Source organism: Streptomyces sp. NPDC045026 (assembly GCF_056432625.1).
On the sequence record NZ_JBWKIS010000002.1, the window covers coordinates 50746 to 73003 of the forward strand.

Consider the following 22258-nt stretch of genomic DNA (forward strand, 5'->3'; position numbering starts at 1 on the left):
TGTGATCACCGGGGGAACCGATTGGCGGAGCACCCCCCTGCTTGCGCTAATGTATGTGTCGCAGCGAGCGCACGCCCCCTGGCAAGTCCCCAGGTAGATGCGTTCGGTGCAACGAGACATTCCCCTGTAGCTCAATTGGCAGAGCAGCCGACTGTTAATCGGCAGGTTACTGGTTCGAGTCCAGTCGGGGGAGCTCGATCTCCTGTAGCTCAATTGGCAGAGCAGCCGACTGTTAATCGGCAGGTTACTGGTTCGAGTCCAGTCGGGAGAGCTGACGGACAAGACCCCCGGGGAACCCCCGGGGGTCTTTTCGTGTCGTCTTCTCCACCAGGTGGAACCGTCCGCGGGCGCGCGAAGTCCTCTACGTCGAGCAAGGCCGACCATCCGGAGCAGGAGATCGTATGAGCGGCTATGCTGCGGCAGACGGCGCGTACATCTGTACGCGCCACGCCGTAACGGGGCGGTAGCTCAGCCGGTTAGAGCAGCGGACTCATAATCCGTCGGCCGTGGGTTCGAGTCCCACCCGCCCCACCCAAGCAGGTCGGTGAGGAAACGATACGACCTGCGGTTACGTAGCCTGATGGCCCGTCACCTAAACGGCGACGGGCCTTCTGTCACTCGTTTGCCAGGATCCAGTGGACGCGGGGACGATTCGGTGGGCGGAGACGCGCCCTTACGGGGCCTTCCGACGGGCGTTCGGACCCCCGACAGCCCGACGGGCGTTCGAGCCCCGCCAGGCGGTCCTGGAGGCCGCGGGCGGCAAGCCCGTCGGCAGCGCCAGCCGTCCATGCCCGGGGGCTCGGGGCGGGCGACTGTGACGCGTGTGAGCGAGAAGTCCGACTGCCGCCCCTGCGGGTAGCGGTCGTCCCCCGAAGTCCTCGACCCGGACCGGCGCGTCCTGGTCCGCCACGGCCTGAACCGGCTGCCCTTCCTCGACCGCCCCGCCGGGCAGGTGATCCGCCGCTGCGAACGCGGCAGGCCCGGCGATCTGGTCCACGTCGTCGTGAGGATCGGGGGTGGGCAGGTCGTGAATCGGCCCGGTCAACGTGGTGATGGGCGTGACCGCCGAGGTCGCTCTGGACGCCTGAGGCACCCAGGGCGACACGAGCGACGGCGCGCCACGCGGAATCCGCGACACGACATCAGAAGTTTGAGCAGCTGTCAGCGAGTCCTCGGGTGGAGCTTATGAGGCATCAACTTCCTTGCCTGAATGGGCAATTGGGAGTCCATGTGGATGCCGCGGCCGACGGGGCGTCTCCGGGGGCATACGCCCACACGGCCGATTTCTCGCATTTTCAGCATGTCCGATAAGCGATGTCTGGGTTGATTTATGTATCTTCCTTCACAGAGCGGCTGTCCGGCCGATCTCTCCGAGAAGGAAGAAACTGACATGAGCAAGCGCTCCATTGCTGTCACCGCCGCTATTGCAGGCGCTGCAGCCCTCGCCGCCACCGGCATCAACTACGCCGCTGCTGCTGGCACGGAGGCCGCCCCGGCTGCTCCGGCTGTTCGTCAGGCGGCGGCGCCCCTCGGTGGCGACTCCGGCCAGGGCAAGGAGAAGGAAGACGAGGGCTACGGCCACGGTGGCGGCGGCTACCGGCACGAGGGTCGTATCCACTTCAACGAGCGGTCGTACTCGTCCGAGTCGGATGGCTGCATCACCGTGGTCAGCGGTCTCGGTTCGAACAGCTTCAACGTCCGCAACGACAGCCGCAAGACTGTTGAGGTCTTCCGTGGCGCGACCTGCGACAATGGGTCTCCCATTGCCACGGTCGGACCGTGGAGCACCAGCAACAGCGTCTACCCCCACAAGGTCCGTGGTGGCGTCTTCGTCAAGAACGGTGTCGTGGGCAGCTTCCGCGTCGTCGAGGACCACCGCGGCGGCTACGGCGGCGGCAACGGCGGCGGCAAGGGTAGCTGGTAACAACTGCAGCAGGAATAGTTGAGGCCCCGGCCCGTCGGAATCGGGCCGGGGCAGTCAACGAAAGCTTATCCCAGTCGGGCACGACGCGCCCGAGATGGCTTAATGCTTGCACGGATCACCTCACATCCGTGCTGGCATGAAGGTGATTTCGGGCGCTCCCGTGGGCATGTCGCGCATCGTCGAAGGCGCGCCGATGTATGTCCAGTTCTTCGGGCTCGATCGAGGCCAGACGGAGGGCCTCGAACCGTTGCTTCCGAATCGGGATGCCTTACAGGGTCCGGCCGCCTGAAGGGCTTCGCACCGTTCCGCGTCGACTCGCTCGCCGGGAACGCGCAGATTCTTCAGGCGGCCGTAAGCGCGGGCGATCCTGCACGCCCGCGCTTACATTCCAACCTTCGGAAAGTCGGCTGTCGTCGGCCATATGGCGCACTCCGAATATGGACGGGGGTATACGAAACGGCGCCATGGCCGACCAGCCGAACACCGCAGCGGGCGGGATGGCCGACCGTGCACGGGCTGAGCGCACACCAGGCCACGGACCGCCTTGCTCCGTCGATCCGTGACACCGAATCCGCCCCTTTGGATTTGAGGGATGCATAAAAATGCCGCACAGCTCGCTCAGGAAGTCGAAGACTCCGGCCGCCGCAGCAGTTTCGCAACGACTTGAAGAGACCATCGACAGCTCCGAATACTGGGCGAGGAGGATGCCGCGCGAAGCCGTGCGCCTGGTACGCAAGGAGCGCCTCTACGGCGTCGCCGCCGGCGGTGTCAGTCTCCTCACCGGCCTGCTGGCCTGGCCTTTGGTCGCCGAGTCCTCGATGCTCACGGCGCAGGTTCTCATCTCCGGGCTGTCGGGCCTGGCCGCGCTGGTCGTTGCCGCCCCCTACGCGAGCGGCCTGAGTGATCGCGGCGAGGACTCCATCAAGCTGGGCAGTGTGTACGGGGAAATGCATCGCGAACTCGTGCGCGGCAGAGAGCAGATCGCCGAGGGATCCGAGACGAACACGTCTCAACTGCCCGGATTCTACGGACGGTTCGACCGCATCGAAGAATGCAGGGACTCCCTCGGAATTCGCCCGATTCCCTCAAGGGTGAGTGCATCCGGTGTTCCGCTGGCCGGCGGGGTCGGGCGGCGAGAGCAGTCCGTTCCGATCGGACCGAGAACGTATTCAAGGAGTTCGGCACCCGCGGAGCCGGTGGGCAGTGGTCGTACGGTGGTCGTGGATCAGGACTCGGTCGCCACGCTCATCTACCTCGTGGCGAATCAGTTGACGCCGCAGAATCACGCTTCAGCGGCGGAGTTCGCCCGTCGTCCGTCTTCGTTTCAGCCCGAGTTCTGCGAGCAGGGTTCGGCAGGGCGCTTCGAACAGCACTGGCAGCCCGCCTTGCCATTCGAGACCTCACGAATTCCGGATTCGGGAAGGCGTGACGAAAACCGCCTCTCGGCAACGGCTCAGTCGTTTCTCTCGAAGCTGTCCGGTCCGGCGCGGCGAATGTGACGATGCCGCCGCTCATGACGGTGTGTCCGGCCCCGTACGACGACGAGTCGTACGGGGCCGGACACACTCGCGCGTCGAGGGGACGAGTCAGCCGCAGTCAGCCGATCGGCTGAGCGGAGAGTGCCCTGCGCGCCCTTGCATCCGTCACGCACACGGGCTCGGCCCGGCCGGACGGAGTGGTGCGGCGGCCCGGCGATCCGCCAAGTGATGAGGCGGTCCCGGGCGCTGTATCCGATCGATGTGTCCGGTCACGCGAACAGCGCGGCGTTCCCACCGGAGCGCACGCGCGCGGGATCGGCCGGTCCGTAGCACCGTTCGCCGTATGGACTCCACGCCGATAGTCGTGCACCCGCCCACCCCCAGTGGGGGCCGCGGGTGGCAATCCAGGGGCACGTCGCCGGGATCGCCCGGAGTGATGCCGACCTCGTCGAGTTCCTCAGTCAGGCCGGCGTGACAGAGGCCCGCGGCACGCGACATCAAGGGACGCCCCCGCGCCCCGTCGGACCTGCCGCCCGGTTCAGCCGGCCAGCGGGCTGAGGGTGAGCGGCTGGATCTTTCCTTCCAGCATCGCTCCGAGACCGAGGACCGCGCACACGTCCGGGCGTTCGGCGATATGGACCGGTACGCCCGTGGCGTCACGCAGCATCTGGTCGAAGCCGGGCAGCAGCGCGCTGCCGCCGACCATCATGATGCCGCGGTCGGCGAGGTCGGCCACCAGGTCGGGCGGGCAGTCCCGCAGGACCTTGCCGATGCCGTCGAGGACGGCGGTCAGCGGGGTGTGGATCGCGTGGCGCACGGCCGCCGTGTCGACCACCACCGAGCGGGCCAGGCCCGTCGCCACGTCCCGGCCGTGGATCTCCGTCGACTCCGGGCCGTACGGGGTGAGGCCATTGCCGCTGAGGGCGATCTGCAGGGGACGTACGGACTGGGACGGGAGCATCAGTTCGTGGTGCTGGCGCAGGTGCTGGACCACCGCGTGGTCGATGGCGTCGCCGCCGACCGGGATGCGCTCGGCGGTCACGATCGAGCCCAGCGACAGGACGGCGATCTGCGTCGTGGCCGCGCCGCACACGATGATCATCGTGCCTTCGGGGCGCTCCACGGGCAGGTCGCAGCCGACGGCGGCGGCGATGAGGGTGTCGACGAGTTCGACGCGGCGCGCCCCGAGTCCGACCAGGGTCTCGACGGTGGCGCGCTGCGCGAGCGGGTCGGCGTCGTGCGGGGTGCAGGCGGCGGCGCGCAGTCGGGGCTTGCGGCGCAGCGCACGGCGCAGCTTCTCGCCGATGAGGTGGCGCAGCATGCGCTGGGCCATGTCGATGTCGATGACAGTGCCGCCGGAGACGGGGCGCATGACGCGGATGTAGTCGGGGGTGCGGCCCGTCATCTTCTCGGCGAGCTCACCGACCGCGATCAGGGCGCCGGTGCGGGTGTTGACGGCGGCGGCGCTCGGCTCGTCGACGACGAGGCCCGAGCCCTTCACGTACACCCGGGTCCGCGCGGCCCCCAGGTCGACGGCGAGATGGCAGCGGCGCAACTGCTCCAGACTGACGGTCATGGCAGATCCTCCCGAGAGCGCAGACCGTGACGGGTCGTCAAATAACGGCCCTCCTGAAATCCTGCGGCGGGGCGGCGCGGGGCGCGCGCTGGAATGAGCCGGGCGGGGTTCCGCCGGACGGGTGGTCTTGCCGGGCGTTGTTAGCATCCCGTGTGACCAGCACCCCGTCCTCGCCGGACCAGGCAGACGCCTCCGAGACCCCTGCCATATCCGCTCCCGCACCGGTGAAGGACCCCGCGCCGGGCGGTCGCCGCCGGATTCTCGCCGATCTCACCCCGCTGCGTATCTCCGTCGACTACCGGCGCCTGTGGGTCGGCAACACGGTGTCCTGGACCGGCCAGGCGATGACCGCGCTCGCGGTGTCCCTCCAGGTGTACGACATCACGCACTCCAGCTTCTCCGTGGGCCTGGTCGGCCTGTTCTCGCTGGTGCCGCTGGTCGTCTTCGGCCTCTACGGGGGTGCCATCGCGGACACGATGGACCGGCGCAAGCTCGGTCTGTACAGCGCGTCCGGTTCGTGCGCGCTGTCCGTGGCACTGGCCGTCGCGGCGCTCGCCGGCTACCACCGCGTGTGGCTGCTCTACGCGGTCGTGGCCCTCCAGGCGATGTGCGCGGCGCTCAACTCCCCGGCGCGCACGTCGATGATCCCGCGCCTGCTGCCGCCGGAACAGCTGCCCGCGGCGAACGCGCTCAACTCCATGACCACCACGGCCGGCACGCTCATCGGCCCCATGCTGGGCGGCGTCGTGGTCGGCCTGTGGGGCTACCAGACGGCGTATCTGATCGACGCGGTCACCTTCTCGGCGGCGCTGTACGCGATGTGGCGGCTGCCGGCGATGCTGCCGGACGCGCCTCAGGGGGAGCGGCGCAAGCGGGCCTCCGTCGTGGACGGCCTGCGGTTCCTGGCCGGGCGCCCCAACCTCCGGATGACCTTCTTCACGGACATGTGCGCGATGGTCCTCGCGTATCCGAGGGCGCTGTACCCGGCCGTCGCGCTGCTCTGGTACGGCGGGGACGCCCGCACGACCGGCCTGCTCGTCGCCGCTCCCGCGGTGGGCGCGCTGCTGGGCGGGGTGTTCTCGGGCTGGCTCGGCCGGGTGCACCGGCACGGCCTGGCGATCGTCCTCGCCGTGTGCGGGTGGGGCCTCGCGATCGCCGTTTTCGGCCTCACCCGAAATCTCTGGCTCGGCCTCTTCTTCCTCGCGCTCGCCGGCTGCGCGGACACGGTCTCGATGGTCTTCCGCGGCACGATGCTCCAGGTCGCGGCCCCCGACGAGATGCGGGGCCGCCTCCAGGGCGTCTTCATCGTGGTCGTCGCGGGCGGCCCCCGCCTCGGCGACTTCGTCGCGGGCTCGACCGCCGACCTCGCGTCCCCCACGGTGGCGATCACGGGCGGCGGCACGGCGTGCGTGGTGGCGGTCCTGCTCCTCGCCCTGAAGTGGCGCAAGTTCCTGAGCTACGACGGCAGGAGGCCTACGGCGTGAGGGCTGTGCGGGCGTCTCCGGTTCGTAACGAACTCCCTTGATGCGCCAGGGCACTTGGTAAAGGCTTGGTAAGTTGGCGCAGGTCGGGGGTGCGCTGTGACCGGTGCGCCCGGAACGAACGACGGCGCAACGGGGGATGCAGATGGCCTGGGACGAGTGGGAGCAGAGCAAGGGCGCCGCTACTCAGCGGCAGGCCGCTCGGATGCAGCTGAACGAGGCGGGCACCGCGGGCGGTGACGGGGACCTCGTGGTGCGGCAGGACGACCTCGGCGCCGTGGGGCACGAGGCGTTCGTCCTGCACGGCGAGCTGGCCAAGAGGGCCGATATCGCGGGTGTCGGGGCGGACAAGGACGGGGCCGGGGCCACGATGCGCGCGGCCGCCGCGCTGAAGAGTCACCACTTCACGCTGGGCTCCGAGCTGGAGACGACGGTGGAGATGTGGACCTCGCAGGTGAAGTCCGTTCTCCAGGCGTGCGGGCACATTTCGAACCACCTGGACTACAGCAAGAAGATGCACGCCAATGACGATGCTCTGATCGCCGCCGATGTCCGAGGCCGTACCGGGCCCCTGCCGGTGTCCGCGCTCAACGACTACTTCAAGTAGGGGGCGGTCTTCATGGGGCACCTCTCCTACTCGGATCTCATGGGCATGGACCTCGGGAAGCTCGGCACCGCGGCGTCCGATTGGACGACGATGGCCGGCGAACTGTCGAAGCTCATGACGGACGTCCGCGACGGCCTGGTCAAGAAGTCGGACACGGCCCACTGGCAGGGCGTCAATGCGACGGTGACCAAGGACTTCGTACACAAGACGGCCAAGGAGTTCACGGACCTTCACCTGGAGGCCCGGAGCATCGCCGGTGTGCTGACCGACGCGCACGCCGAGCTGACGCGCTACCAGCAGCAGGCCAGGACTCTCACCGAATCGGCAGGCAAGGGCGACCCCTCCCACAACCCGCCTGACCCCGCCTTCATCGTGGCCGACGGGCCGAACGGCACGGTCAAGGTCATGGAGGCGATGTGCACCCCCGAGGGCCCCAACCAGCGCACCCAGGACCGCCTTCAGTGGTACGCGGACACGCTGACCGGGATCGTCACGCACGCAGCCGAAGTCGACGCTGCGGCGCAGCGCGCGTTACGCAAGAGCCACGGAAACGACCAGTACAACGCGGGACACGCCACGTACACGTCACTGGACGAGGAGCAGCTGCCGCGCGCCACGGAGCTCGCCAAGCGCGGTGAGGACGCGAATCCGAAGGAGCGGGCAGAACTGCGGAGGCTGTGGGAGTCGCTGAGCCCCGAGGCGCGGGCGAAGCTCTGGCTGGCACACAAGGACGACCTGCTGGAAGCCGGGATCATGAGTCCCACCGCGCCGCAGGTCGCCGCGGACGGGGGCGCGGGTCGCCACGGGTCACAGTCGGCGGGCTTCGGCGACTGGGTCACCAAGCAGAAGATGGAACTGCTGGTGGAGGGCGCCGACTGGCAGGGCATGACCGACGCGTCGCGGCACATGGCGCACTACCTGGGGAACAGCGGCAGCGACATGAGGCTGCCGGTGGACAAGATGATGAAGGATGTGCCGGATTTCGAGAGGTATGTCGCCGCGATCGTGCGGTCGAAGCAGGGCGACTGGCGCAATCAGGCCCTGGAGGAGTTCAGGAAGAACGGGGGGAAGCCCGTGGCGATCCCCGTCGACGCGAAGGCGGACCAAGGCTTCTACTTCTCCGAGGACCGTGACTCCAACTGGTTCTACGCCGTGGGCGGCGCCAACTCGAACGTGACGGGTGTGGTGACCGCGGTACCCGACGCTGACGGCAACCCCAAGGTCTCCCTCGACTACCAGGCCAACGTCTGGGACCGGTACAACTGGGACCAGGGCAAGGGCGTCAACGTCGGCCCGCTGGACATCCCGGACGGTGACATGGCCAAACTGCACCGGGCGGGCCTTGCGCAGGAGTTCGACATGCGCGGCAGCAGCACTGTCAAGCACTACGACCTGGGAACATCGGCGCCCAACGGCGACCCGCTGCCAGGACCGGAATACGACCGCCCGGACGAGCGGGTGAACCCGACGCGCGAGCAGCAGCAGGACCGTACGAGTGACACGACGGAAAGGGCCGCCAAGCGTGGGTGACATCTACGGTTTCCCGGGGCCCGCGGGCGATCCCGGCGGTGGCGCGGCGGCTCAGCGGCGTCGGCGGCGGATCGTCGCCTGGGTGGTGGGTCTTGTGCTGGTCGTCCTCGGGGCTTTGGGGGGTGGGATCTACTACCTGCTCGGGCCCGGGGCCGACAAGATGCTGGCCGAGAGTGAGAGCGAGAAGCCGAAGTGGGCCGGGGGGATCACGCCCGGGTGGATGAGTGAGCAGGTGGGGCTCAAGGTTCCCGGGCAGGCCACGGATCGGCGGGCCGGGTACAAGATCACGTCTCGCTTCGATACCGGGCTTCTCGTCTTTACGTTGCCCAGGGCCGAGGCGGACGCCTATCTGGAACCGCTCCACCCGGAGGGTTCGGAGTGGATTCCGAACGGGAGTCTTCCTGGGTCCAAGGGCAGGCCGGGCGAGTTCGAGCACCTGGGGCTTCCGGAGCCGGAGTCGATCGTCAAGGGCATGCTCATCGGCGGCTTCTGCCCCGGCGACACCAAGGATCCCAACGGCGTCGGCCTCAAGCGTTGTGTCGATCTCTATGCGCACCGGTACTCCGGCGAGCGGACGCGGATCTACGTGCGGTCGTACTTCGAGCCGGGGATCAGTCCCTTGCCGGTGGCGCCGACCGGGGCCTGAGGGGCGTCAGCCGTGCAGGGCGTCGAGCAGTTCCGTCAGGTTGTGGATGACGTGGCGGGCGCCGGCGCCGGCGTCGGTCAGGCGGGTGGCTGTGCGGCGGTTCGGGGCGTAGCCGATGAAGGGGAGGCCTGTCGTCCGGGCGGCCGTCAGCTCCGCGGGGGACGAGCCGATGAGGACGCCGAGCGGGGTGGGGGAGCCCGGCTGGTGCAGGGCGCGGTGCAGGGCGTCCGGGTTCGGCATGAGGAGGCGGGGGTCGTCGGAGCGGCCGTGGACACCCGCGCGGACGGCGAGGGCACGGTTCTGGAGGTGGGCCGAGACGACGTGCGGTGACACGTCGCTGACCACGGACACCGGGCGGCCGGTGGAGTTGAGCGTGCGGATCAGGAGGTCCGCGTCGCGGGTGGGCCGTGCCGTGCGCAGGGCGCGGAGTTCGATGGCGTCGAGGCGTTCCCGCAGGGGCTGGGCGAGGCGCCGGTGGCGGGCGAAGGTGCGCAGGACGTCCAGGGGGTGCACGTCCACCTCCATGGGCGTGGCGACGGCGAGCAGGGGGTCGCCGGACAACGCCTCGTCCGGGTCGCGGAGTTCGGTGGCCAGCTCGGTGAGTTCCCTGGCCGCGTCCCGGGCCGCCCGTGTGCCGGCGTAGAGCTGGAGGAGCGGGCCGTCGAAGCCCAGGAGGAACGCCTCGGCGGTGGCGAGCGTGTCCGCGAGGGACGGGGCGCGGCGCGTCTGCATGCCGAGGGTCAGGTCGAGCGCCTGCACGTCCTCGGACTCCGCGACGTCGAGCGCCTCGGTGAAGCTCAGGGCGCGGGGGCCGGGCGGGGGCTCGGTGTCGAGCAGGTGCCAGCGGACCGCGTAGCCGGGAAGGGGTCGGCTCGCGAGGCGGCGTTCGAGTTCCGCCCGGTCCAGGGCGGTGGCCGGGCGCCGGAGCTCCGTGTCCAGGCGGTCGGTCAGTTCGTCCGTCAGGTCCAGGTCGGCGTGGAGCACGGCCTCCATGGGGTCCGTGACGCGGACGGAGACCCGCGCGCCGGGGCCCACGTCGACGAACAGGCTGCGCTGGGCGACGTCGACCTCGTAGTGCTCCCAGGTCAGTTCGGTCGCGTCGGGCGGGGTGAGGGTGAGGCTGCGGTCCGGGCGGCGGTACACGACGACGGAGTGTGCGTGGGCGGGGCGCGGTGGTTCGCCGTCCGGGGGCATCGACAGCGGGCCGCGTACGGGGTGCTGCGTGCTCTCCTCGACCACGGTCTGCGGAAGGTGCTGGAACCAGCGCCAGTACGTTGCGGCCGCCGTACCGGCGGCGGACGCGCTCTCGGGGAGCGTGGCGCGCAGCGCGGGGGAGACGGCGATCACGGCGTCCGCGTCGGCGGCGTCGAGGTCGGCGCGCAGGGTGTCGGCGTCCGGCCGGTCCGGCCCGGCGGTGGGCCAGAACGTCACGAGCAGACGCGGGCAGCCCGGCACCTCCCACAGGCGGGCCTGCAAGTGGTCCAGGGTCGCCATCAGCAGCTGGTGCGCGGCCAGTTCCGTCTTCACCAGGACCTCGTGGCCGTCCGGGCGCGGCAGCAGGCCGTGCTCGCGGGCGCCGAGACCCGCCTCGCCGATCAGGAGCGCCACGGTCCGGCCGAGCGCGGTGTGCGCGTCCGGATGTACGGGCTCCTCGGCGAACCGGAACGTGACCGACGCATGCGCGCGGGCCGCCGCCCCCGCGTCGCCCTGTGCCTCCAGCAGGTCGCGGTACAGCTCCACCAGGGCGGGACCCGTACGGCCGCCGAGCGCCACGTACTCCTCGAACGCCTCCAACGCCACGTCGATACGGCCCAGTTGGCGCAGGGCGATCATCTGGAGGCGGCGGAAGTCCTCGCGGGAGGGGTGGTCGTGGACGAGGACCGCGAGGTCGGCGGCGGCGCGCTCGAAGTGGCCGAGGTCCAGGTCGAGTTCGGCGCGGGTGCGCAGGAGTGTGAGGTGGAGCTGAGTGAGGCGCGTGCGGGCCGTCTGGGCGGCGGGGCCGGGGACTCCGTCGAGGGGGGTGCCGCGCCAGAGGGAGAGCGCGAGGTCGATGTTGGAGAGGGCGTGCTGGGGGTTGTTGTCCGTGCGTTCCGAATCCGTCGCCCTGACCAGGGCCTGGAACTCCACCACATCCACGTGGTGGGTGCTGGTGTGCAGCGCGTAGCCGTCCGGGAGGGTGGCGAGGATGCCGGGAAGGGCGTCGCGGATCCGGGCGGCGCACCGGCCGAGTTCGGCCTCGGGGCGGTCCGGGCGTTCGGCGGCGGACCAGATGCCCTCGATGAGTTCGGCGTGCGTGACCGGGCGGCCCGGCTTGAGGAGCAGCATGCAGAACATCGCACGGGCGGGGCCGTCGAGGGGGACGGAGCCCGGGGTGAGGGGGCCGAGGAGGCCGAAGTGCCCCTTCGGGACGGACGGGGCGGGCAGCCCCGCAGCGCGGCTGAGCGCGGCCGGGTCGCCCTGGGCGAGACCGGCTGCGGCGGCGCCGTACTCCGCGAGAGGTCCCTGTCCGTCTGCCGGGATCAGCATCCCCAGCATGCGCCCGAGTTGCCGTAGGTCTGCCACGCCCCCGGTCGTTCCGCCGGTTGCCCCCGGATCGAAGAGCGTGAGCTTGACGGTCCCGTCGGGCAGCAGGGCCGTGCGGGTCATGCCGATGCCGCCGTGTGTGATTCCCACGCTGTGGACCGCGCCGAGTCCTGCCGCGAGCTGGCGGGTGACCGACGCGGTGAGCGCCGGCGGCAGTCGGTAGCCGTTGGGGGCGGCCAGTGTGTTGAGCGCGACGCCGTCCAGCAGCTCCATCACCACGTACGGGACACCGTCATCGACCCCGTAGTCGTGCACCTCCACCACGTTCGGATGGTCTATGCGCGAGAGGATGCGCGCCGCCCGCAGGAACGGCTCCTCGTTGCGTGGCCCGTGCAGCTTGACCGCCACGGTGCGCCCCAGGTCCAGGTCGCGCGCCTCCCACACGGTCCCGTTCGGCAGCAGCCTGCGCACCAGCCGGTACCGGTCGCCCAGTGCCCGCTCGCGGCCGGACATGCGCCGGACGGTCTCCCGGCCGACCGTCGCGAACTCCTCCCCGTCCGCCCCCCGCGTCGCCGCCCGGAACTCCCCGGCCGCCACCCCGGCCCGCTCGTCGATCAACGCGCCCACCCGGCCCAGGAGTTCGGACGTACGCCCGCGGGCCGTGCGCGGCAGGGAGCGCAGCAGCAGGTCCCGTACGCCGTCCCGGAACACGTACGAGCCCGGGGGCCCCTCGGTCGTGGCCAGCATGCCGCTGAGGATCACCTCGGCCAGGTGCTGCGGGCGCGGTTCGGGTTCCAGTGCCGCGTGGACCAGGCGCATCACGGGCAGGTGCGGGACCCCGACCGCCAGGTGGCCCGCCAGGCGGAAGGCCTGCGGGGACGCCGTCGCGCGAAACCGCAGGACGAGGTCCTCGGGGCTGAGCGACGCGACGTCCTCGCGGGGCTCTTCCGTGACCGGTGACGGGGGCAGCCAGGCCGCCGCGCCCGGGACCTGGACGCCGCCCGCGGTCGCGGTCAGACGGGACCAGTTCGCCAGCCAGGCCGGGGCGGGTTCGAGGACCGGCAGGGGGACCGCGTCGGGATGCGGGGGCGGGCCGGCGTCGCCGCCGTCGTACGGGGCGAAGCCGAGTGAGGAGAGCGGGGCCGCGGCGTACGGCGCGGTGAGGCGGCCCGGTCGGGCCGGGAGTGCTGTGGTGTGCCAGAGGTGCTCGGGCAGCGGCTGGATCACGGCGAGGGGCATGCGCGAGGCGAGGGTGTGGAGCGTGCGGAGCCAGCGCCGGCCCGCCTCGCCCTGCCGCCACTGCGGGCCCGTGCAGTCGCTCAGCAGGAGAGCGACCGTGCGGCCGTCGTGCGGTACGGCCAGATGCTCGACCCGGCCGTCGGGCGTGACGCGGTGCGCGGTGACCGTGCGGAAGATGCCCGACTGGGCGAGCGCGGCGTGCAGTTCGCGGACCAGCGGCCGCCAGACGGGCATCGTGGGGCCGGTGTCGTGGAGCAGGATCAGCCGCAGCCACCGTTCGGGAGCGGGGCGCAGGACGGGCACCCAGGACGAAGGGTGCGCGCCCAGGCGGGCGATGCGGTCGGCGGTGGCCCGCTCGTCCAGGACCCGGCCGCCCGTGAGCGACGGGACGCTGCGCTTCAGGGGGCGCAGGGCCCGCTGGAGAGGGAGCGGGTGGCGCAGCATGGGCGGTGCCGGGGCGAGCAGGGAGGCAGGGGTGTCCGCGCCGAGGTCCTCCGCCCGGTCCATGTACAGGGGCACCCGGTCGGGATTTCGGGGTGGGGGAGGCTTGGGGGTGGGTGCCTTCGGGGGCGGGCCGGGTCTGGGGGGCTGGGCGTGTGGGGCCGGTGCTGCTCCTGGGGCGGGAGCCGGGGGAGCCGGGGGAGCGCTGGTGGGCGGGGCGCCGGCCTCCGGCTCGCGGTGACGGTCGGCGTCCTCCAGCCGCCCCGCCAGCCACAGCAGCTCCGCAAGTTCCACCGGAGTCGGTGCCGTGCCGCCCGACGCCGCCGTCAGAGCGGCCGCGAGGTCGGCGAGCTGGGCGAGTTCAGTGCGCATCGGGGTCGGCCGCCCGGCTCAGATACGGCATCAGGCGCTCCGCCAGCTCGTCCCGGGAGTTCTCGTCCAGGCCCGCCGCGCCCGTCAGGTAGATCGCGTTGAGGAGCTGGTCCGTGGCCAGTTCGCCGCTGCCCGCGCGGGCCAGGAAGCGGGCGATCAGGGGCCGGACGTGCTCGTCCGGCTCCCCGAGGTGGGCACGGACGATCTCAGCCAGGTGGGTCTCGTCGGGGCGGCGCAGGCGCAGCGTGACGCAGCGGCGCAGGAACGCCGGCGGGAACTCGCGCTCGCCGTTGCTGGTCAGGACGACGAACGGGAACGCGCGGCAGCGGACCAGGCCGCGCACGACCGGGACCCGCGCGTCCGTGCCGTGCGCCATCACCTGCGCGCGGCCGTCCGGCACGTGCCGCGCGGCGCGGGCCAGCTCCGGGATCTCGTACTGGCCCTCCTCCAGGATGTTGAGGAGGTCGTTGGGCAGGTCCAGGTCGCTCTTGTCGATCTCGTCGATGAGCAGCGTGCGGGGGCGGGTGCAGGGGAGGAGCGCCGTGCCGAGGGGGCCGAGGCGCAGATGGTCCTCGACCCCGGTGTCGCCGCCCGTCAGAGGCTGGTCGGCGCCCCGGGCCGCGTAGAGGCGTGACAGCGGGTCGTACTGGTAGAGGCCGTCGGCGAGTGTGCTGCGGCTCGTGATGTTCCAGCGCAGGACCGGGCCGAGGCGCAGCTCGTGGGCGACCGCGTAGGCGAGGGACGACTTGCCGGTGCCGGGCGGGCCCGTGACGAGGAGGGGGCGGCGCAAGTAGAGGGCGGCGTTGACGAGTTGGACGCTCTCGGGGGTGGCCCGGTAGGTGTGGGCGCGGTGCACGCGGTCCGGGGAGACCGCCGCCGTGTCGTCGCTTTCGGAGGGCGCGGGCAGTGCGGGCCCGCCGTCGAAGGCACGCCACGGCGGGGGAGCGGGGAGCTGGTCGATGCCGTCGTGCGGCTCGGTCGTACCGGTGTAGACGGGCCACAGGGGCATGATCCGGATCTCCGTAACGGGCGGCGTGGCGGTGGGTGGGTGGTGGGTCTTCGGGTGGCGGTCAGGCGACGGGTGAGCGCAGGTGGGCGGTCGTGGTGTGCGGGTCGGGGAAGCAGCGCGGGTCGTCCCACAGGAGCTGGACGTCCCTCGCCCAGTGTCCGTCCGGGTCGTCCGCCGCGTCGGCACTCTCGCGCAACGAGAGGATGTGGCGCGGCAGTTCGGCGGGCGTCACGCCGCAGACGTACGGTCCGATCGCGTCGAGGAACGCCGAGCCCGCGCAGCCCTCGCCCGCCCCCTGAAGAGCTTGCTCGCCGTCCACCGCGTGCTCGCCGGCGCACCCCGAGCGCGGCCACAGCAGGACCGGCACCGGCTTGGTCAGCGCGGTGTCGAAGTGGGGGCGGGAGTGTCCGGCCGCGGGCGGCGCCGCGAACCCCGCGACATCGGCCTCGCGCAGCCGCAGCCGCAGCTTTCTCGGTTCCTCGCCGCTGCCGCACTCGACGCGGTGCACCAGCGCGTTCGCACCCGCGTCGATCCCCTGCCAGCGGCGGGTGAGCCGGTGCCGCAGGCCGCCCCTGCGCCGCGCGTGGTCGGTGACGACGAGCGGGTACGAGCAGCCGAGCGGCGTGGGGTCGTCGGGGCCGCTCTCCCACTGGTCGACGGGCCAGTTCAGCCACTCGCGGGGCAGCGCGAACGCGATCAACTCGTCGGTGCCCGGCGCGAGATGGGCGAAGGCCTCGTCGATGCGCTCGCGGACGTACGGGCGCAGCTCGCCCTGCGCCACGGTGCGCGAGTCCACCGGGTGGCGGCGGCCCGCGCTGTACGCCGACACCTCGACCACCACCTGGTCGCCGCCCGCCCCGCTGCGGTCGATCTCGACGAGGATCGGCGACCAGTCGGGCGGGGCGTGGCGTGCGGCGGCACCGGTCCGCGGCGCGTCGAGGAGGGCGTCGAGCCGGTCCGCGAAGCGGGTCACCGACTCCGGGTCGTCGAGCTCGCACAGGACGTACCAGGCGGCGGCCCACAGGGAGTGGAAGCCCCCGGGCGGCACGGGCGGGCCGAACGGGCCCGCCGCGTCGAGGTAGAGGCGCTCGGGGGAGCAGTCGAGGCCCGCGCGCGCCGCCTTCTCGACGAGGACGCGCAGCCGGTCCCGGTCCGCGTCCTCGTGGGCCGGGGCGGGCAGCCGCCCGCCGAGCTCGGGCCAGTAGCGGGCCATGACGTCGGTGGGCAGCATCCGGCCGTTGCGCACACCGCGCCCGCCGGTGGCCGTGACCATGCCGACGACCTCGCCGGTGCCGGCGAGCGCGACCGCGGCGCCGCTGAAACCGGCCTCCAGCGGCTGGCCGTGCCCGTTCCACGCCTCCAGCTGGATCCACTCGCCGCCGATCAACTGGGCTGCGGTGGCGCGGTATTCGGCGAGCGTCCCCTCGTCGTAGCCGCGCGGGAAGCCGTACGCGACGAGCTTGCGCGGCGGCTCGCCGAACGCGGCGTCCGCCGGGGCGAAGGCGGCCGGGGCCACCGGCGCGTCCTCGTCGAGTTCGAGGACGGCGAGGTCGCCGGGGTCGGTGGGGCGGCCGCCCCAGCCGGCGTGCGACACGACCCGCGCCGGCACCGCGGCCGCGCCCGCCTGGTGCGGGAACGTGACCGTGACGGGCGCGGCGCCGCTGTCCGCGATCACATGGGCGCAGGTCACGACCTTGCGGCCGGTCACCAGGAAGCCCGCCCCGATCTGCCGCCCGCACTCGATCCTGGCGTGCCATCGCGCGCTGTTCACGCGCCGTCCGTGGCCGTACGGTCCGCCGCCGACCAGCTGAGCTTCACCACCAGATGGCCCTCGGCCGTGCCCTTGGCGATGACCGCGCCCGCCTCGGCGGACATCTTCACGCCGAACTCGATCTCCACGCCGTCCGGCTTGAGCGGGCCCTCGCGAAAGACCCGCAGCGCCGACTCGGCCGCCGAGCGCGCCCCGTCGAGCGCCGACTCGAACGTGCCGACCGCCTGCGCCGTGGGCAGGCCCCCGCGCGAGACGAGCCGCACCCCGGTCCCCGTCTCGTCGGACGCCTCGAAGACGACGGGCGCGCCGTCCTCGGTCTCGTACTCCACCAAACCGTCCATACCGCCCCCGTGAAACCGGTCGAAACGTAAGGCACATGCCTAACGCCATTGTGGACGAGGGGCGTTGAGGCTGTCAGCTCCACCCGGATGCCACGACCGGATCGCGTCCGGATCGGCTCCGGGTCGGTTCCTGGCGGGAAGGCGCCAGGGCAGCTTTCCGCCAGGTTCCGTCAATGTCGCCGTAACAGTGGGCACTTCACACTCTTCGCAGCGCTCGGGTCACACCCCCTGCCCGAGGCTTACGAAGAGAGGCAACGATGACCAGAGGACCAGCGAGACGGGGCGCGGCCCTGTTGTCGGCCGGGCTCGCGCTAGCGCTGCTTCCGGGCGGGCAGGCCGTCGCCGGTGACGCCACCACCCCGGCGGCCGACGCCACCACGCCCGCCGCCCGCGCCGCCCACACCGTGACCCTGGTGACCGGCGACAAGGTGACCGTCACCGACCTCGGCGGCGACAAGAAGGCCGTCACCGTCGACCGCGCGAAGGGCGCGACCGGCGCCGTCAGGACCCAGGTGAACGACGGGAAGATCACCGTCGTACCGGACGAGGCGCGCCCCTACCTCGCGGCCGGAACGCTGGACGCGCGGCTCTTCGACGTCAGCGAGCTGATACGTCAGGGCCTCTCCGACAGCAAGGCCGACGCGACCCCGCTCATCGTGTCGTACGCGGGCAAGAGTGCCCGGTCCGCCGCGCGCACCCCGAAGGGCGCCGACCGGACCCGCGCTCTCGCCAGCATCGGCGGCGCCGCCGTGGACGCCGGCAAGGGCCGCACGTTCTGGAACGCCGTGACCGCGCCCGAGGGCAAGGACTTCGCCGACGGCATCGGCAAGATCTGGCTCGACGGCCGCGTCAAGGCCGACATGGCCGAGAGCAACGAGCAGATCGGCACCCCGAAGGCCTGGGAGGCCGGACTCACCGGCAAGGGCGTCAAGGTCGCCGTCCTCGACACCGGTTACGACGCCACGCACCCCGACCTGGCGTCCCGCGTCACCGAGTCCAAGTCCTTCATCGAGGGCCAGGAGGTCGCTGACCGCAACGGCCACGGCACCCACGTGACCTCGACCGTGGGCGGCAGCGGCGCGGCCTCCGACGGCAAGGAGCAGGGCGTCGCCCCCGGCGCGACCCTCGCCGTCGGCAAGGTCCTCAGCAACGAGGGCTCCGGCAGCGAGTCGCAGATCATCGCCGGTATGGAGTGGGCCGCCAAGGACATCCACGCCAAGGTCGTCTCGATGAGCCTCGGTTCGTCCGAGGCGAGCGACGGCACCGACCCGATGGCCGCCGCCGTGAACTCGCTGTCCAAGGAGACCGGCGCCCTCTTCGTCATCGCGGCGGGCAACGCCGGCGCCCCCGGCTCCATCGGCTCACCCGGCGCCGCCGACTCCGCCCTCACCATCGGCGCCGTCGACTCCTCCGACGAGGCCGCCTACTTCACCAGCAAGGGCCCCCGCTTCGGGGACAACGGGCTCAAGCCCGACCTGTCCGCGCCCGGCGTCGACATCCTCGCCGCCCGCTCCTCGCTGGTCTCCGGCAGCGGCCCGTACACCACCATGAGCGGTACGTCGATGGCGACGCCGCACGTCGCCGGCGTCGCGGCCCTGCTCGCCGAGAAGCACCCCGACTGGACGGGCGCACAGCTCAAGGACGGGCTGATGTCGACGTCCAAGGAGCTCGCCGACTCCGCCTACGACCTGGGCTCGGGGCGCGTCAGCGTGCCCGACGCCGTGACCGCGGACATCACCGCGACGGGCAGCGCCGACCTCGGCTACTACAAGTGGCCGTACGACAGCAACAAGCCGGTCACGAAGACGGTCACCTACAGCAACTCCTCCGGCAGCGCCGTGGAGTTGACGCTGGCCGCGGAGGGCGCGTCCGACGGCGTCGTCTCGCTCGCCGACAGCAAGCTGACCGTGCCCGCCCACGGCACCGCCTCCACGACCGTGACCGGCGACGGAGCCAAGGCCGCCGTCGGGAACACCAGCGGGCGGATCGTCGCGTCCGTGGCCGGGAAGCCCGTCGCGCACACCGCGTTCGGCCTGGTCAAGGAGGAGGAGCGGTACACGCTCACCGTCCATGTGAAGGACCGGGACGGCGCCGCGACGGCCGCGTATCTCGGCGTGCAGCAGCTCGTGAAGAACACCGACCCGTTCCCCGCGTCCGTCGGTGACTCCGGCACGATCCAGCTGCGCCTGAAGCCGGGCAACTACTACGTGGACACGTTCCTCGACGTGCACGGCAGCCACGGCAAGGACTCCCTCGGGCTCGGCTACCTCGCCGACCCCGCGGTCAACCTCGACCGGGACCGCGAGATAACCCTCGACGGACGGCAGTTGAAGGAGGTCAGGGCCGACGTCGGCCGGACCGCCCAGACCCGCCAGCTCGTCATGGAGGCCGACCGCAAGGCGGGCGGCGCCGACTACATGACCGCGGTCCAGCTGCCCATCAAGTACGACAGCATCTTCGCGGCACCCACCCACAAGGTCACCGACGGGTCCTTCGAGTACCGCACGGTGTGGCGCCTCGGAAAGCCCACGCTCCAGGTGGACGGGCTCCGTGAGGCCGTCGTCCAGGGCGGTGGCACCTTGACCGAGGGCCGCAGCAAGCTCGCTGTCGTGGACGCGGGCGCCGGCGCACCCGCCGACTACGCCGGCAAGAACGTGCGCGGCAAGGCCGTCCTCGTGCGCCGCACCGACGCGCTCACCCCGGCCGAGCTCGCCCAGGCCGCGCAGGACGCGGGCGCCAAGTCGCTGTTCGTCACCGACGGCGCGGCGGGCCGGCTCAACGCCTGGTTCGGCACGGACGACGACACCGACCGGCCGCTGCAGATCGCCACGGTCGACGCCGCGGACGGCGCGAAGCTCGCCGCGGCCGCGAAGGCCGGCCGCAGCGTCACGACGACCGGCACCCGCAACACGCCCTGGGTGTACGACCTCACCGACGAGCACAAGGGAGCCGTCCCGGGCGGCGATCTGACCTACCGGCCCGGCAAGTCCGAACTGGCCGTCCTGGACGCCAAGTTCCACGCCGTGAAGCCCCAGGCGGGCGGCGAGTTCCGCTACTCCATCACCGACACCTTCCCCATCGGCCTCGGCTTCCTGGAGAAGATCGACTACCCGGCCGAGCGCACCGACTACGTCTCCACCGGCACCGGCCAGAAGTGGCACGAGTCCGTCCAGACGGGCCCGACCGACCTGGAGCAGCGCAGCGGCCTCATCACGTACAAGGGCGGCAAGCACTCCGAGCTCGACTGGTTCAAGCCGGTCTGGCACCCGTGGCTCGGCACCGGTCTCGGCTGGGGCCAGCAGCGCGCCGGCAACGACCTCCAGTTCAACGTGCCGGGCTGGGGCGACTCCGGTCCCGACCACACCGGCTTCGGTGACGTGTGGAGCGACAGCACCCAGACGCAGTTCTCCTCGGTGTACGTCGACGGGGTGCTGGCGGACAAGAAGCAGAGCTCCGGCGTGTACGTGTGGGACGCCGACCCGGCCGAGCACACGTACAAGGTCGTCACGGACACGACGCTCGACCCCGGGCGCTGGAAGCTGTCCACGAAGGGCCACTCGGAGTGGACGTTCAAGTCCGCCGAGACACCGTCCGACCGCTACACGTTCCTGCCGCTGCTCAACCTCGGCTTCGACGTCGACACCGACCTCGCGGGCAACGTGCGCGGCGGACACCGGGTCTCCGTCGGGATCAGCTCCGAGTACGTCAAGGGCGCCCCGGACACCGGGAAGATCGGCGGCGGCAGCCTGGAGGTCTCGTACGACGACGGGAAGACCTGGACGAAGGTCGCGCTCGACGGGCACGGCGCGTCCTGGAAGGGCACGCTGAAGGTGCCGGGCGACGCGGAGTACGTGTCGCTGCGCGCCTCGGCGAGCGACGACCGCGGCGGCAAGGTCACTCAGGAGATCATCCGGGCGGTGGGGGTCAAGTAGCCCTCCTTGTCAGGGTGTTCTGAGCGAAGGCCCGGTGCGGCAGCATGCCGCGCCGGGCCTTCGCGTATGCCCGCGGCGTCCATCCAGTGATACGCATCTGTCCGCCATGCGGGAACGCACTTGTGGGGCGCTGTGGCCGCGGACAGGATGCCTGCATGGCTCCGGTACTCGTCTCGCGCGTGCTCGTCTCGCGCCGCCACGTGGATCTTCTGCGTGTGTCGACGATGCTCTGTCGGGCTGCTTCCGGCACCGACGCCCTTTTCTGAAGCGCGCCGGGGAGGCGTCCCCTCGCCCGGCCCGCCCGCGTCCCGCGTCCCGTGAGCCGCCCCCGCGGCCCCCGCTTCCGTTCCCGCAGTAGTCCACGCCGTTCACTCCCGCGCGCGATTCCCGAGGTGTCGTCATGCCCGAGAACCACCCTCTGCTGCACTGGTACCTGCCCGCCCGGCGGCCGGCCGACATCGACTCGCTGGCCCCCACGGCCCTGGCCGCGGAGCGCGCCGGGTTCGACTCGCTCTCGACCCCGGCCGGCGGCCCCGACCCGTGGGCGCTCGCGGCCGGGCTCTGTCGTCGCACCGAGCGGATCGGCTTCCTCGTCGCGCTGCCCACCGGCGGCGCGGGCCCCACCGTCATCGCCCAACAGGCCGACGCCTTCCGCCGGTTCGCGGGCGGCCGCCTGAGGCTGGACGTCGGCGCGCACGGCGCCGGGCTGACCCATGACCAGCGCTACGGGCGCACCGACGAGGTGATGGCCGTCGTGCGTGACCTGCTCGACGGCAGGCGCATCGACTTCCAGGGGGAGCACGTGCAGGTCGAGGGCGCCCAGCTGAGCGATCCGGCCGTCGAGCATCCGGTGCCGCTCTACTTCGGGGGCGAGTCCCCGGCCGCCGACGGCATCGCGGCCCGGCGGGCCGATGTGCGGCTGATGCGTAGCGCGTCGCCGGATGTCGTCGCGGAGCGTGTCGCTCGCTCGCGGGACCGGAATCCGAGGCTGCGGTACGGGCTCCGCCTGCGTCTGGTGGGCCGCGCCGGGGCGTCCGAGGCGCGGGACGCGGCGGACCGGATCCTGGACGACGGCAGGAGCGGGCCGGCGGGCGACGGGGTCGTCGGCGCGTACGACGAGGTGGCGCGGCGGCTTTTCGCCTACCGGCAGCTCGGCATCGACGAGTTCGTCCTGTACGGCTGTCCGTCTCCCGGCGAGCCGGCCCGCGTCGCCGGCGAGATCCTTCCGCGGCTGCGTGCCCTCACGGACGCGGCCGCGGTCTGCGGAGCGTGACGTGCGAAGGCGCCGCCTCCCCCGTGGGACCGGGGGAGACGGCGCCGCCGTGTTGACTCCGCGTGACCTCCGCGGGCTGGTGTCAGACGAGCCAGCCGACGAAGTGGACGAGGCC

Annotated in this window: 14 protein-coding genes and 3 tRNA genes; 12 read left to right on the forward strand and 5 right to left on the reverse strand. The window is 71.7% G+C overall.

Annotated features, from left to right (window positions below; translation table 11 throughout):
• Positions 1–120 precede the first annotated feature (120 nt).
• The 6 genes from AC07EJ_RS03810 to AC07EJ_RS03835 all read left to right on the forward strand — a co-directional run bounded on the left by AC07EJ_RS03810 (position 121) and on the right by AC07EJ_RS03835 (position 3423).
• Positions 121–193: transfer RNA gene (locus AC07EJ_RS03810), tRNA-Asn, on the forward strand.
• Between the two features lie 5 nt (positions 194–198).
• A tRNA-Asn gene (locus tag AC07EJ_RS03815) sits at positions 199–271 on the forward strand.
• 186 nt (positions 272–457) lie between these two features.
• Positions 458–531, forward strand: a tRNA-Ile gene (locus AC07EJ_RS03820).
• Between the two features lie 859 nt (positions 532–1390).
• Complete coding sequence (locus tag AC07EJ_RS03825) at positions 1391–1924, forward strand: hypothetical protein (protein ID WP_389476240.1); 534 nt, start codon at positions 1391–1393, stop codon at positions 1922–1924.
• Between the two features lie 136 nt (positions 1925–2060).
• The gene (locus AC07EJ_RS03830; RefSeq protein WP_393582746.1) at positions 2061–2213 is read left to right on the forward strand and encodes a hypothetical protein; all 153 of its coding nucleotides are present in this window, start codon (positions 2061–2063) and stop codon (positions 2211–2213) included.
• Positions 2214–2526: 313 nt separating this feature from the next.
• Positions 2527–3423 carry a hypothetical protein gene (locus AC07EJ_RS03835; RefSeq protein WP_389476236.1) on the forward strand — a complete coding sequence of 299 codons (897 nt, stop codon included), beginning with the start codon at positions 2527–2529 and terminating at the stop codon, positions 3421–3423.
• 517 nt (positions 3424–3940) lie between these two features.
• Here AC07EJ_RS03835 and mreB read toward each other — a convergent pair.
• Positions 3941–4978 (reverse strand): rod shape-determining protein, encoded by a 1038-nt coding sequence (gene mreB / locus AC07EJ_RS03840; RefSeq protein ID WP_389476234.1) that lies wholly within the window; start codon positions 4976–4978, stop codon positions 3941–3943.
• A 206-nt stretch (positions 4979–5184) separates the two neighbouring features.
• Between mreB and AC07EJ_RS03845 the strand changes: the two genes are divergently transcribed.
• From AC07EJ_RS03845 to AC07EJ_RS03860, 4 genes are all read left to right on the forward strand, one after another.
• On the forward strand, positions 5185–6462 hold the full coding sequence (locus AC07EJ_RS03845) for an MFS transporter (RefSeq protein WP_389476363.1): 1278 nt from the start codon (positions 5185–5187) through the stop codon (positions 6460–6462).
• A gap of 142 nt (positions 6463–6604) precedes the next feature.
• Positions 6605–7066, forward strand: coding sequence for a hypothetical protein (locus tag AC07EJ_RS03850; protein WP_393582801.1), 462 nt, complete (start codon positions 6605–6607; stop codon positions 7064–7066).
• Positions 7067–7078: 12 nt separating this feature from the next.
• A complete protein-coding gene (locus tag AC07EJ_RS03855) occupies positions 7079–8596 on the forward strand; it encodes a hypothetical protein (protein WP_478883680.1) in 1518 nt (505 codons plus the stop codon).
• A complete protein-coding gene (locus AC07EJ_RS03860; protein WP_478883681.1) occupies positions 8589–9242 on the forward strand; it encodes a hypothetical protein in 654 nt (217 codons plus the stop codon). Before AC07EJ_RS03855 ends, AC07EJ_RS03860 begins: the two co-directional genes overlap by 8 nt.
• 6 nt (positions 9243–9248) lie before the next feature.
• On the opposite strand, the gene AC07EJ_RS03865 is transcribed toward AC07EJ_RS03860, so the two are convergent.
• From AC07EJ_RS03865 to AC07EJ_RS03880, 4 genes are all read right to left on the reverse strand, one after another.
• Positions 9249–13817 carry an SAV_2336 N-terminal domain-related protein gene (locus AC07EJ_RS03865; protein ID WP_478883682.1) on the reverse strand — a complete coding sequence of 1523 codons (4569 nt, stop codon included), beginning with the start codon at positions 13815–13817 and terminating at the stop codon, positions 9249–9251.
• Entirely contained in the window at positions 13807–14826 is a 1020-nt protein-coding gene (locus tag AC07EJ_RS03870; protein ID WP_389476224.1) for an AAA family ATPase, read from the reverse strand. Before AC07EJ_RS03870 ends, AC07EJ_RS03865 begins: the two co-directional genes overlap by 11 nt.
• A gap of 61 nt (positions 14827–14887) precedes the next feature.
• On the reverse strand, positions 14888–16597 hold the full coding sequence (locus AC07EJ_RS03875) for a VMAP-C domain-containing protein (RefSeq protein ID WP_389476222.1): 1710 nt from the start codon (positions 16595–16597) through the stop codon (positions 14888–14890).
• Positions 16594–16938: a CU044_2847 family protein gene (locus AC07EJ_RS03880; protein WP_389476220.1), complete on the reverse strand. Its 345-nt coding sequence runs from the start codon at positions 16936–16938 to the stop codon at positions 16594–16596. Before AC07EJ_RS03880 ends, AC07EJ_RS03875 begins: the two co-directional genes overlap by 4 nt.
• Before the next feature lie 257 nt (positions 16939–17195).
• On the opposite strand from AC07EJ_RS03880, the gene AC07EJ_RS03885 reads away from it, so the two are divergent.
• Both AC07EJ_RS03885 and AC07EJ_RS03890 read left to right on the forward strand, forming a co-directional pair.
• Positions 17196–20870 carry a S8 family serine peptidase gene (locus AC07EJ_RS03885; protein WP_478883683.1) on the forward strand — a complete coding sequence of 1225 codons (3675 nt, stop codon included), beginning with the start codon at positions 17196–17198 and terminating at the stop codon, positions 20868–20870.
• Positions 20871–21270: 400 nt separating this feature from the next.
• Positions 21271–22143, forward strand: a complete 873-nt coding sequence (locus AC07EJ_RS03890) for an LLM class flavin-dependent oxidoreductase (RefSeq protein ID WP_478883684.1) — start codon at positions 21271–21273, stop codon at positions 22141–22143.
• The last annotated feature ends 115 nt before the right edge of the window (positions 22144–22258 follow it).